The organism is Erwinia sp. SLM-02 (assembly GCF_037450285.1).
In the GTDB taxonomy this organism is placed as follows: Bacteria; Pseudomonadota; Gammaproteobacteria; order Enterobacterales; family Enterobacteriaceae; genus Erwinia.
The window spans coordinates 1215212-1228206 of the sequence record NZ_JAQISN010000001.1 but is presented as its reverse complement, the minus strand read 5'-3'; the positions used below and the strand labels follow the sequence as shown (position 1 = coordinate 1228206).

The window sequence follows — 12995 nt, the reverse complement described above, 5'->3', positions numbered from 1 at the left end:
AGAGGAATAAGCTGAGCGGTTACTGCGGCAGCGAGGCCTTCAGCCTTCTTGCCGCTTCGGCCAGGTTGGCTTCAGACACCGTCGAGTAGGACAGGCGCAGCGTTGAAGTATCCGGACGATCGCAGTAGAAGAACTCACCCGGGACATACACCACGCCGTTATTCAGGGTGGTTTTCAGCCACTCGGTGGTGTTAAACGCCTCGGTAAAGGTGGCCCACAGGAACATCCCGCCCTGCGGACGGTGGAAGCGAATACGATCGCCCAGCTCGTTTTGCAGCGCCGACACCAGCGCATCACACTTCTGCTGATAGGCCTTGCTGATTAACGCAATCTGCGGGCGCAGGCGGCCGCTTTCCAGATAGTGGCGGGTCAGCGCCTGCGACAGCGAACTGGTGTGCAGATCGGTGGCCTGCTTGAGGATCACCGCCTGCTGTTTTAACCACGCTGGCAGGGTGATCCAGCCCACGCGTGCACCCGGGGCCAGAATCTTGGAAAACGTTGAGGTGTAGATCACCTGTTCGCCAACGCCGATCGCCTGAGCGTGGGACTTCAGCGTGCGGAACGTTTCACCAGAGAAGTTGATTTCGCTGTAGGGGTCGTCTTCGAAAATCAGGAAGTCATAGCGGGCGGCCAGCGCCACCAGCTGCTGACGACGGGCATCGGTCAGCGTCACGCCGCCCGGGTTGCCGAAGGTCGGTACGATGTAAACGGCTTTAATCGGGGTCTGCTTAACCAGCTCTTCCAGCTCGTCAACAATCATCCCTTCGCCGTCGGTACCCACCGACTTCAGCTCGGCTTCAGCCAGCTGGAACACCTGCAGCGCGGCCAGATAGGTTGGGCGTTCAACCACAATCACATCGCCCGGGTTGATAATCGCCCGCGCCACGATATCCAGCGACTGCTGCGAACCGGAGGTCACCACCACATCGTCCGGCGTGCACTGAATGCCGCGCTCCGCCGAAATCTGGCAGATGGCCTCACGCAGTTTCGGGTCACCCTCGCTCAGGCCGTACTGAAACGCATTGTGACCATCTTCCGTCAGCACGCGGTCCATAGCGATTCTCAGACCTTCCGTATCGAACAGTTCCGGATTCGGTATTCCGCCACCCAGCGAAATCACCCCTTCCATCTTACTGTGCTTTAACAGCTCACGGATTGCCGATGACTGAAGATCTTTAACGCGGTTGGCCAACTTCTGCGACGACATAACACTACCCTTTTCTTAATTTTAGTGCTGAATTTATACCATAAGTTGCCAGAGAAAATAGCAGGTAAGCGCCTCTTCCTCTTACCTGCCGCAAATTATTTCAGCTCGCTCTGTAAATCACGCAGATACTGGCTGACCCGGGCCAGGCCTTTTTCCAACACCTCGCCGTTATTGGCAAAGCCGATGCGCACGTAGCCCTCCATATCCATCGCCTCGCCGGGGGTAAACATCACGCCGTAACGCTCCAGCAGGCCGATGCAAAACTGGCGGGAACCCAGCGGCAAATGGTATTTCAGCAGCGCCGTGGTGCCCGCCTGCGGTTTGATATAGTCGATCAGCGGCTCGCGGCTGACCCACTCATCCAGCCGCTGCAGATTGTCGCGCAGTATCTTCTGGTTACGGCTGAGGATCTTGTCGCGATTTTCCAGCGCGATCGTGGCGAAGTAGTCGTCCAGCACGCCAACGCTGACCGTGTTGTAATCACGGTGGATCTCCACCGCCTTCAGCAGCGATTCCGGTCCGGCCATCCAGCCGAGGCGCAGGCCCGCCAGCGAATAAGTTTTTGACATGCTGGCGGTACTGATGCCCTTCTCATACAGATCGGCCACCGCCGCGCCGTAGCCGTCACCGACCTGACTGGTGCCGCGATAGACCTCATCGCACAGCAGCCAGGCTCCGGCCTGCCGCGCCACCGCCACAATCTCCTGCAGCAGGGCGTCATCCATCAGCGCGCCGGTCGGGTTATTCGGGTTATTAATGGCGATCAGTCGGGTCTTGTTATCGATCAGGGTTTTCAGCTCGGCGACATCCGGCAGGAAGCCGTTCTCCTCGCGCAGCGGCAGGATCTTCACCTCCGCGCCCAGGCTGGCCGGGATGGAATAGTGCTGCTGGTAGGTAGGCAGCACGGAAATCACCGTATCGCCCGGCTCGACCAGCGTCTGATAAATCAGCGCGTTGGCACCGATTGCACCGTGGGCAATCAGGATATTGTCAGCCGACTGCGTTTGGTACTGCATGGAAATCACCCGGCGCAGTCGCTCCGACCCGGTGATAGCGCCGTAGGTCATTTTGATGTTCAGCATCTCATCCAGCACCGCGGCGGTATCGCCCGACATCGCCAGCAGCTGCCGCATAGTCAGGGACTCCACGCAGGTTTCCGCCAGATTGTACTCGCAGTGGTTTTCCCACTCGTTCATCCACTGTTCAACGCCAAAAGGTCTGATCTTCATGTTATTTATCCTGTTGGTTAAGGTAAGTCAGCATCGCATCGGCAACCGCGAGATCTTCCAGCCCCAGCCCGAGGGAGCGGAAGAACACGTGCCGTGAGTAATCGGGTTTGCTGCACGCCTGCGTCACCAGCTCCGGCAGGTCGCCGCGAATATCCGCGCGGCTCCAGCCATGTTCCGCCGCCGCCCTCACCATCTCTCCGGCGGAGTCCGGCGTGGTCTGGCGATAGTCGCAGTACACATCCATCGCATTCAGCGCGGCCGGCGGGATCTCGTGCGCGCCCGGCGCATTGGTGCTGATGGAGGTAATCAGGCACGTCCGCGTCAGGTTCGCCATCTCCACCACCGGGGTGGCGGAAGAGGTACACAGCATCAGCACGTCGCAGTTCTCCAGCGCCTCCTCCGCGCGGGTGCAGATTTTCAGCACCCCCTGTGGCAGGCCCAGCTCCCGGCTGAGTTCGTCCGCGCCCGGGGCAGAACCCCGGCTCAGAACGCGGATCTCCCGCCAGTCGCGCAGCGCCAGCACGTGGCGCAGATGCGCACGCCCCACCGCGCCGCTGCCGATAAGCGTCAGGGTTCGCGCCTCAGGCGGGGCCAGCAGATCCACCGCCAGCGCCGTGGTGGCCGCCGTGCGCTCCACCGTCAGCAGCGAGGCGTCGCACAGCATCAGCGGCATGCCGCTTTCTGCCGACATCAGCAGCGTCCAGGCGGTAATCAGCGGTTTATCCGGCGTTACCAGATACGGGGAGATCTTCACCCCCAGCCGCCGCTGGGCCATATCCACGCCAAAATAGTTAATAAAATCCCCTTTGCAGTCGGGCAGCAGCACCACTTTCTGCGCGGGCTGCACCGCTTCACCGCGCGCCAGGTGGGTGAATACCCGGCGCAGGGCCGCCATCACATCAATATTTTTAAGCAGTGCGGCGGTCTGTTCGGCCGTCACAGTCGGAATCGCCGTCGGTGTCATTCTGCGTCCTTTTTGTGCACTCGGCACCATCGCATAAAATAAAAGTGAACTAAAAAGTACATTATGCACTTTTTGTTTACAATAAAAATCTGATGGCGTAAAACAGACCGGCAGAAGTCGAACAGCCTGGGGCGCAGATCGGCTATGATTGGCGGCCTGGCCAAAAGGGTCGGAGAATATAAAGGAGAGGCCTGTGACAAACCCAACGCTCAGCGAAAAAACGCCCTTCCCGCTGCTGAAATCGATGGCAGACGGCATCGCTGCGCTGTTCTTTCCCAGCGTGGAGGTGGTTATTCACGACGTGGCCTCCGGGCGGGTGGCCTACATCGCCAATAATCTGTCGCGGCGCAGTATCGGCGATGACGCCGGGTTGGATGAGTTTGAGGGCCAGCCGCTGGCTGCGGTGACCGGGCCTTATGAGAAGCTGAACTGGGACGGCAAGAAGATGCGTTCGGTAACCATCGCCACGGGCAATGAAACCGATCCCGGCTATCTGCTGTGCATTAACTTCAGCACCGCGCCCTTTGAAGAGGCGCGCAACGCCCTGGAGCTGTTTTTGTCCGTCACCCGCCTGCAGCCGCAGCCGGACGCGCTGTTTCGCGACGACTGGCAGGAGAAAATCAACACCTTCCTGCACGACTGGATACGGCGGGAAAACACCTCGCTGAGCGCGCTAACCCGCACGCAGAAAAAGGATCTGGTGGTGGACCTGCATAAAGAAGGGGCGTTCCGGGCAAAAAACTCGGCGGATTACATCGCCAGCGTGCTGTCGCTGGGGCGCACCACCGTTTATAAATATCTGCGCGAACTGAAAGGGTGAACGTTGAAAGGCTAAAAATACTCGCTCCACGCGCCAGTCCGGCAGCAATGACTGCCGCAGGACTGGCTGATCAATGAACAATTGCCTGTTTCAGGCCCGGGCGGGCCTCACTCCACCGGCAGGGCCAGAAACTCCCGCGCCTTCGCGCAGGCATCTTCCCGGTCATCCGCCAGCGTTTTCGGGAACGGCATTATCTTTTTGAGTTTCGGGAACAGCGCGCTGAGGCTGGCGCGCACCTCCTCGTCGGTGGTCAGATAAACGTAGCCCGCACACCAGTCGCGCAGCTCGGTTTTATACTGCTTCATCCAGCGGGTGGACTGCTTCTCTTCTTCGTGCGGCTCGCGTTCGTGCCCGTGTCGCGCGGGGATCCAGACAAACACCACCCGCTGCTGCTGCAGCAAAAAATCGGTCAGGCCGTTCAGCAGCCGGTTGGTACGGTCCGGCATACCCAGCTGCGGGAAGCGAATAAACACGATCGGCCAGTGGCTGATATCAAAAATCTCGTCGTCCGGCGTTGGGCCGGTGTAAAGCAAATTATCACTCATCCTGTTGATCCTTTTCTTCTACGGAATGGCGCAGTAATGCCACCACAGTCAGCAGCGCCAGCGCGCCGCCCAGATAAAACAGCGGCCAGCTCATCAGTGCCACCGCCTGCGCAAAGCCGATGGTAGCCAGCGTACTGACAAAGCGCCCGACGCCATAAAACGTGGCGTAGTCGGTCGCGGGCTGGCTACCGCGTGACCAGCCGAGAATGCGGGCGCTGAGCACGACATAAATTCCGCTCACCGCCGCCCCCATGCTGACCACTCCGGCTATCGCCAGCCACGGCAGCACCCGCACGTAGCCCACCGCCATCGCCGCCAGGGCGAGGATCCCCAGCGCGGTAAACAGCCAGATCGCGCGCGGCATGCCAAACCGGTGCATCAGCGGCGCGGCAACCCCGGCAGTAATCAGCATAGTGACCGGCCCCAGCGTGCCGACAACGCCACCGATCGTCTCCATCGGTACCTGCATATCGATCAGCATCAACCGGTTCAGCGCCGAGAGCGGAAAGATCACGCAGCAGGTCAGCGTCAGCAGAATCAGCCGTTTGCGCTGTATCGGGTTGCGCAGCAGACCGCGCAGGCTGGCCTTCTGCTGCGGCGCGGCGGCCCGCGGAGCCACCGTCGACTTCGCTCTGCTGACCAGCAGCATCGGCACGATCAGCACCAGCAGGCTGGCGGCGTAGATCAGGAAGATGGTTGCCCAGCCGAAGCGCTGGAACAGCGCCACAAACGCCCCGCCGCCGATCATTGCCCCGATGGAAAGTGCCGCCAGCTTGCACGCTGCCGCACGCGGTCGCCAGGCCGGATCAATGCGCTCCACCGCCAGCGCGTCCAGCGCAATATCCATCGTTGCCATCGCAAAGGCGACACACATCCCCAGAGCAAACAGCAGGCGCAGATCGGCCCCCGGCATGAGCGCCACCGCGGCCACCACCAGCGCGGAGGCCAGCTGCATCGGCACAATCCACGCCAGTTCGGTCGCCAGAAACGGCGGCCGCCAGCGGTCAACCAGCGGCGACCACAGAAACGCCACGCCCAGCGGCAGGTAGAGCGCATACAGCCAGCCCACCGCCCCCAGGCTCATCCCCTGCGCCCGCATAATGGCCGGGAACCCGCCCTGAATCAGCCCCATGGTCATGCCAAAGCCGATATACAGCGCGCTGATGGCCAGCAGCACGGCAAGCTGCCCGCCCCCTGCGGGCGGGCGGTAAAGGTGTTGTTCAGTCACGGTCATCGGCATCACCAGCGATAGTTCACGGAGACGTTCACCACGCGTTCGTTGCCGTAGTTACAGAAGTTGTTGGACAGGCAGGTGACGTAGCTTTTATCAAACAGATTGTTGACGCTCAGGCGGGTGCTTAAGCCGTTGAGGTGGCCAAACCGCTTGCCGAAGTCATAGCCGATCGCCGAATCAAATACCGTGTAGCCCGGCGCATCCAGGCGGACGGCACTGGTGCTGTAAACGTTCGGCGAATAGCCCCCCACCGTTTCCCCTACGTAGCGCCCGCCGCCGCCGACGGTCAGCCCCTGCATCAGGCCGCTGCGGAAGGTGTAATCGGCCCACAGCGAGGCGGTGTAATCCGGGATGCCGATCGGCCGCTGGCCGGCATCAACCGCCAGACTTTTGGTGACTTCAGCTTTGGTATAGGTGAAGGCACCGGTCACATTGATACTGTCGGTGACCGCCATTTTGGTTTCAAACTCCAGCCCGCGCGAACGCTGTTCCCCGGTCTGATACGAGGTCAGCGCGTTGGCGTAGGTCACCACGTTTTTCTGGGTAATATCGAACCACGCGAGCGTGAACAGTGCATCGAGGCCCGTCGGCTGGTACTTCACCCCCACCTCACGCTGCTGTGCTGTATTAGGCTTAAAGGCGTTGCCGTTGCTGCCGGTGCCGGTCACCGGCAGGAACGAGGTGGAGTAGCTGGCGTACGGCGCAATGCCGTTATCGAAGTTGTAAATCAGGCCGACCTTGCCGCTGAACGCTTCATCATCCTGCACGCCGTGCGAGGCGTTGAGATAGTTATCGGTCCGGGTACGCGCGGTGTCATAGCGCCCGCCCGCCACCAGCGTCCAGCTGTCCAGTTCAATCTGATCCTGCAGATAATACCCGGCCTGGGTGATGTGCTGCTTCTGGTTGGTGATCCGTGCCAGCGCCAGACTGGTCGCCACGCCGTACACCGGGTTGAGATAGTCAATCGACGGGGCCGCGCCGTAGTCGCGGATCTGCCGCCACGAGGACTCCTGATAGTCGAATCCGGCCACGGTGGTGTGCGAGAAGCGCCCCGTATCAAACTCCGCCTGCAGTTGCAGATCGGACGTTATCCCCCGCAGGGATTCATCGGTGCCAAGCGCATAGCGGGAAATCGTGTGCCCGTCGGCGGCCAGCGCGGCGGTGCCGACGCTTTTGGTCACGGTAGTCAGATCGAGGTAACGCAGATTGTGGCGCACCGTCCAGGTATCGTTAAAGCGGTGCTCAAACTGCCAGCCCACCGCCGTCTGCGTACGGCTGAATTCGTCATACTCCGGGTCGCCGTCGTTAAAGTTACGCGCAATCTGCCCGGCCGGGCTGGACCACAGGCTGCCCACCGTCGGCAGAACGCCGTAGTAGCCGCCTTGCGGATCGCGCTGATAGCTCGTATTGAGGGTGAAAGAGGTATCCGCATCGGGGATCCAGGTCAGCGACGGTGCCACAAACAGCCGCTCTTCTTTGGTATTCACCACCTGGGTATTGGACTGTCGACCGAGAGCAATCACCCGATAAAGCAGGGAGTTATCGTCGGCCAGCGGGCCGGTGGAATCCAGCCCCAGCTGCATCCGCTTGTGGCTGCCGTAGAGCATCTCCACCGAGTGCTGCGCTTCGCTGGACGGCGCTTTGGACACCGCGTTAATCAGCCCGCCGGGGTTCACCCCGCCGTACAGGGTGGAGGATGGCCCCTTGAGAAACTCAATGCGCTCAATGCCGAAGGTTTCAATCTGCGGGATCACATAGCCGCCGCCGCGCAGCAGGCGCAGGCCGTCCAGATACTGATTGCCATCGGTGGGCGATCCGAAACCGCGAATATAGGGCAGATCGTAGCGTGATGCCGAACCGCGCACCTCCGCTGATACCCCGGCCGAATAGCGCAGCGCCTGGGTCAGGCTCTGTGCGCCCTGCACATCCACCTGATCGCGGGTGATCACGCTGACCGACTGCGGGTTTTTCATCAGCGGGGTATTGGTTTTGGTCCCGGCGGTGCTGTTGCTGGCGACATAGCCGGTCACCGGACCGAGCCTGCCGTTATCCGTGGCTCTGACCACCATAGTGCCCGTACTGGCGGCCGGGTCCGGCGGCAGCCGGTAAATCTGTACGGTGCTGTCGTTGCTGAAACGATAGCCCAGCCCGGTGCCGTTCAGCAGGGTGTTCAGCGCCTGTTCAACGCTCATCCGGCCCTGCACCGCCCGCCCCGTCACCTCGATCGCCTCGTCTTCGCGGAACACCACGGACAGGCCGGCGATGCGGCCGATTTCATTCACCGCCTGCGTGACGGGTTTCGCCGGGAGGTTAAAACTGAACTGCTGTACCTGAGGTTGCTGTACGGCGGCCACCGCCATACCCGTTGCGCCTGCGCCTGCCAGCAGTGCCGAGGCTAATGCATAGCCTGCGCGACGAACTTTCTTGTTGTTCATTAAGGTGCCCCATATCTGATCTGACGATCGCAATTAAACGAAAATAAGAGTAATTATCATTTTCACTATCACTACGATCACGCATCAACAGGCGCACCACTGAACCTGAGAAAGACACTTTTTTATAAAAAAAATATAACCGCCTGTAAAACAGACGTTTTTACTGGGTAACAATCACCAGATAGTCGGTGACTTTGCGCAGGCGGAAGCCAACGCTGGCCTGCAGCGAATCCAGCGCTTTATCGGTATCGGCCAGGGAGAAACTGCCGGTCACCCGCTGATCGGCCAGCGCAGAAGACGGGATCAGCACCCGACCCGGGCGATAGCGCTCCACCTCCCGCATGACATCGCCCAGGCGCGCGCGGTAGAAAATATAGCGGCCGCCGTGCCAGGCCATCGCATCCTGAACGTTAACGCTGGCCGGGGCGGCAACGCCCTGCGGGCTGAACGCCACCTGCTGACCGGGTTTGATCAGGGTCGGCTGCGGCTGCCCCTCGCTGCTGACCGCCACGCTGCCGCGCGCCAGCGTCACCACGCCGCCGCCCTCCTGCAGGCGCACGTCGAACTGCGTGCCCAGCACGCGAACGCTGCCTGCGGGGGTTTCCACAACAAACGGCGTTTTTGAGGGAACCACATCGAAATACGCCCCGCCGCGCAGCAGCTGAACGCGGCGCAGGTCCGCAGTGAGGTCGACGCTGAACGCGCTGTCGGCGTCCAGCAGCACGGTTGAACCGTCCGCCAGCGCCACCTCGCGCCGCTCGCCTTTTGCCGCCACCTGGTCAGCGGCAAAATTCTGCATCCACGACGGGTTTTGCAGCCACAAACCGGCCAGCAGTAGCAGCATCATGGACAGCGCCACAGCCGAGCCAGCACGGCGGCGCGTCACTTTACGTGCGCGATTGTTGTCCATCGCCGCCAGATAGCCGGAGAGCACGTCGGCCTCTTTTTCCGCCAGCTTCTGGCCCGGTGCGGCGGTGTCCAGCCAGACGGATTCAATCGCCCGCCAGGCCTCTTCGTGCGCCGGATGCGCCTGCCGCCACGTCTCACAGGCGGCCCGCTGACGCCGCGAGGGGCCGTTCTGCATAGCCAGAAACCAGCGGCGGGCTTCGGCACGGATCGCGGCATCGTTTAATTTGGCTTTAGTCGACATTGTTCACTCCCGTCGCAGATGGACCTTCGCAGGCGGCAACCGCGCGTGCCATATGCTTTGCCACCGCGCGCGATGAAATCCCCATCACCCCGGCGATCTCCGAAAAACTGCGGCCGTGCACCCGGTTCAGCAGAAAGATGTGGCGTGTTTTTTCCGGCAGCGAGGCCAGCACCTCGTCGATATGGCGGATGTTTTGCTCGGCGGAGAGGATCTCCTGCGGTGACAGCGGCGGCTCGGCAAATGAGTCCGGTAGCTCGCCCTGCAAATACGCTTCGCGGGTCTTCTCCGCCCGCAGATGATCGATAGCCGCGTTGCGCGCACAGCGGCTCAGGTAGGCGGCGGAATCGCCTTTCCACTCGACGGCCTTTTCCCACAGCCGCAGAAAAATATCCTGCACCAGATCGCTGGCCGTGCTGCGACAGCCCACTTTGCGGTCTATCTGGCGCTCCAGGCGTTTACGTTCGGAAAGATACAGCGCTGCGAGATCCTTGCCTTTATCGGCCATAAGATCGAGTCCCGGGGGTAAAGAAAAATACCGAAAAACACACAGATCCTGTGCCATCAGTCTGCGCTGCTGGTCAGTTGGTCGGGGATTATTGCTCAGGCTTTAGGATAATTCTAGTGCGGGCGTGAAAAGATCCTGCGATAAAACATCCACATAAACGTGGGTGTTTTATCGGCTCGCGTCGCGTTAATCTTCCTCGCTACGGATATCAAAGAACCAGAACAGTACAAATCCGAGCACGGCAAAGGCCACAAAGACGATCAGCGTGATCAGCTCGAAGTGTGCGCTCTGCCCGGCAATTTCGGCCAGATGCTGGCTGCTGACGTCCGGCTCCTTAAACAGCATCAGCTGCCATTCGTACTCATTGGTGGTCAGAATGTCCCGCAACGGTTCCCAGACGTGGCTGGCGGCAATCCCCAGACCCAGCGCGGAGAACAGCGAACCGTAGATGCGGTGACGGCGGGAATTCTGCCGGGCGATGGCGTCCTGCATCAGCTGATCCAGACGATCGAGCTGGGCAAACAGCGTGTCGCGCCGATCGTGCAGGCCCCACTGGCGCTGAAGCAGTTCACTCAGCCGATTCTCATCTGCGCGGCTGAACAGCGTTTCGCTGCTGTTCAGCACGTTCAGCGCGTTGACCCGCAGCGCGAAGATCTCCTCTTCCCACTGTTTGTCTTCAATCGCCGACGCCTGCTGCCGGAGCTGTTTCGGCCATTTCTTGAAGATCTCGCGGATTTGCGTCAGGAATGCGGCATAGTCATCGCTCAGCGCGGCAATGCGTTGGGCAACGGCCAGCAGGCCGTCCAGCGCCGGATTATCGGCCGAGCGGCTGAACAGGCTCACCCCCTGCTGATGGCTGACCACCAGCACGTCAGACTGCCAGTACGCCTCATAGCGATCGGCCTGCGGCAGTGCATAAGGCGTGGCGGGCTGCGTGGCGTGGCTGGTTCCGGCCAGCCACGCCTGGAACGACGGCGTGTCGACCAGATAGCTGCTGGTATCGGTTTGCTGAATGCGGGCATCCGGCTGTGACCAACGCCACGCGCAAACGCGCTTTTGCCCTTCATTAAGCGTCGGCGTGTTGTTCACCTGCTCAAGGCGCGGAATAAGATGATCGACAAATCCCTGCTGCCAGATAAGCGGCAGAATATCCTGCCACCAGTCAAGCTTTGAACCCAGCTCACCGGACGCCAGCCGCTTGGGCGCGCCCAGCAGAGTATAGCTGCCGGCATCATCCCACCAGGGCTGATTCGGCGAGCCGGGCAGCGAACCCGATACGTTGCTGTAGCTCTGCAGCGGGCGCGGCTTATCATTCGGGCGCTGGCCGTTCCAGCGCACATTTTCTTCCTGCTCCAGCGCCTGCCAGAGACTTTTCAGCGACACGCCGCTTTTCGGATCGACGGAAATCACCACGTCATTGCCCGTTCCCTGCTCCTGCGGGCGGTAAATGCCCAGCAGGGTAAAGCCGTTTTTACTCCAGGAACGCGTGCGGTCATTGCGGGCAAAAATTTTGAACAGGCCGCTGGGGTGCTGCTCGTTAAGGAACAGTGCATCAATCAGCACCTTACGCTGGCTGTCGGCCTGCTCCACCAGCAGCTGGCAGGTAGCGGCACGCGGTATCGCCAGCTGATACAGCTGATGTTCATAGGCCAGGGCGGCGGCGGCGGCCTGATATTCCGCAGAGGCCACCGGCTGAATACCGTTCAGCGGCGTGTCGGTCTGGTTAATCAGATCGATGAGCAGCTGAATACAGCGGGTAAAACCCGATTGCAGCCGTGCGGGTTGGTACTGATGCGGTTCATGGCCGGCCGCGTTTAGCTGCGCGTGGGCAAAGACCGTGTGCAGGCAGGCGGCGGAGCGGGCGAAATCATCACCGTCCAGATAGCTGCCCTGCTCCCACTGGTCAACATAGCTGACCCATTTGCCCAGCGACGGCGGGAATTCAGCGCGATCGCTGAGCGTAAGAGCAGTCATCAGCAGCCAGGCAAAGCAGCTGTCCAGCGAGAAATCTTCAATCGCCACCCGGGAAACCGGATGGGCCTGCGCGCGCGCTTTGAGCGCCTGCCGATCGGCGTCACTAAAGTTCCATAACCAGGCCGAAACGGAACGATATCCCTGGCTGTTTTTGCAGTTCAGCGCGATCCCTGCTGAGGCATCGTCGCCTAATCCCAGCGCCAGCGTTCCGGCAGGAATATCACGCAGGGTGGGGTCCATGGAAAACGAGGAGTGTGCCAGCACCGCCGCCAGGCGATCCCGCTGAAAGATGTCGGCCATTGCTTATCCTTTATATGCGCCAGGACAGGACGCCATCGCGCAGAAATTATTAGGAAAAAGACTACTATATCTCTGATATTGCAGCAAGATTATTGGAAATAGCCGCTGTTCGATCGTTACCTGCGTAAAGTAACAATTATTCCGCTGAGTTAAATTACCGGCATCGCCCTGACCGGGCAGATGCCACACTTCCTGTCATCAGGACGAGGGGCATTCAGGCGATTGATGCAGGGGTCTTGAGAATGAAGGGATGCCACCGACCTGAAATGATGAAAAAAGTACCGCTCCGTTACTACCAGCCATAACTGCGCTTTTGTTGAGAAACTATCGCCGCGCGTTCTCCGCTGACGCTGCCGATTCATTTATTAATCCGACGGCTCCACTCATTGACGGATCTGAGGAAGACTTTTTAATTCATCAATCTGTAATATTATTTATCGAACTGTTTTAAAAAAATTCAAAAACGCCGTTAATTAATCAGAAACCCATATCGATAAAATTTATCCCACTGAAAAATAATAGTAAATTATCGATCTTCGTCAATAAACTGCCGTTGCTTTTCGCCATGCGCGGGTGTAGATTCCTGCCGTTACCCCCATCATGATGATGGATAAAAATAATACGCCGCCTGA

Annotated in this window: 10 protein-coding genes; 1 reads left to right on the top strand and 9 read right to left on the bottom strand. The window is 60.0% G+C overall.

Annotation, left to right across the window (positions count from 1 at the left end):
* Positions 1–19 precede the first annotated feature (19 nt).
* The 3 genes from PGH32_RS05630 to PGH32_RS05620 all read right to left on the bottom strand — a co-directional run bounded on the left by PGH32_RS05630 (position 20) and on the right by PGH32_RS05620 (position 3400).
* Complete coding sequence (locus PGH32_RS05630) at positions 20–1207, bottom strand: aminotransferase-like domain-containing protein (RefSeq protein WP_314422077.1); 1188 nt, start codon at positions 1205–1207, stop codon at positions 20–22.
* Positions 1208–1302: 95 nt separating this feature from the next.
* Positions 1303–2436: an aminotransferase gene (locus PGH32_RS05625; protein ID WP_337893439.1), complete on the bottom strand. Its 1134-nt coding sequence runs from the start codon at positions 2434–2436 to the stop codon at positions 1303–1305.
* A 1-nt stretch (position 2437) separates the two neighbouring features.
* Positions 2438–3400 carry an ornithine cyclodeaminase family protein gene (locus PGH32_RS05620; protein WP_337893438.1) on the bottom strand — a complete coding sequence of 321 codons (963 nt, stop codon included), beginning with the start codon at positions 3398–3400 and terminating at the stop codon, positions 2438–2440.
* A 244-nt stretch (positions 3401–3644) separates the two neighbouring features.
* Here PGH32_RS05620 and PGH32_RS05615 point away from each other — a divergent pair, with 244 nt between their 5' ends.
* The gene (locus PGH32_RS05615; protein WP_337894263.1) at positions 3645–4220 is read left to right on the top strand and encodes a helix-turn-helix transcriptional regulator; all 576 of its coding nucleotides are present in this window, start codon (positions 3645–3647) and stop codon (positions 4218–4220) included.
* Positions 4221–4327: 107 nt separating this feature from the next.
* Here PGH32_RS05615 and PGH32_RS05610 read toward each other — a convergent pair whose 3' ends face one another.
* From PGH32_RS05610 to PGH32_RS05585, 6 genes are all read right to left on the bottom strand, one after another.
* Positions 4328–4765, bottom strand: coding sequence for a hypothetical protein (locus PGH32_RS05610; RefSeq protein ID WP_337893437.1), 438 nt, complete (start codon positions 4763–4765; stop codon positions 4328–4330).
* A complete protein-coding gene (locus PGH32_RS05605; RefSeq protein ID WP_337893436.1) occupies positions 4758–5999 on the bottom strand; it encodes an MFS transporter in 1242 nt (413 codons plus the stop codon). The genes PGH32_RS05610 and PGH32_RS05605 overlap by 8 nt, the downstream gene beginning before the upstream one ends.
* Positions 6000–6004: 5 nt before the next feature.
* A complete protein-coding gene (locus PGH32_RS05600) occupies positions 6005–8434 on the bottom strand; it encodes a TonB-dependent siderophore receptor (protein WP_337893435.1) in 2430 nt (809 codons plus the stop codon).
* A 160-nt stretch (positions 8435–8594) separates the two neighbouring features.
* Positions 8595–9584, bottom strand: coding sequence for a FecR family protein (locus tag PGH32_RS05595; protein ID WP_337893434.1), 990 nt, complete (start codon positions 9582–9584; stop codon positions 8595–8597).
* Positions 9574–10089, bottom strand: a complete 516-nt coding sequence (locus PGH32_RS05590) for an RNA polymerase sigma factor (protein ID WP_337893433.1) — start codon at positions 10087–10089, stop codon at positions 9574–9576. Before PGH32_RS05590 ends, PGH32_RS05595 begins: the two co-directional genes overlap by 11 nt.
* 186 nt (positions 10090–10275) lie before the next feature.
* On the bottom strand, positions 10276–12363 hold the full coding sequence (locus PGH32_RS05585; protein WP_337893432.1) for a hypothetical protein: 2088 nt from the start codon (positions 12361–12363) through the stop codon (positions 10276–10278).
* Positions 12364–12995 lie beyond the last annotated feature (632 nt).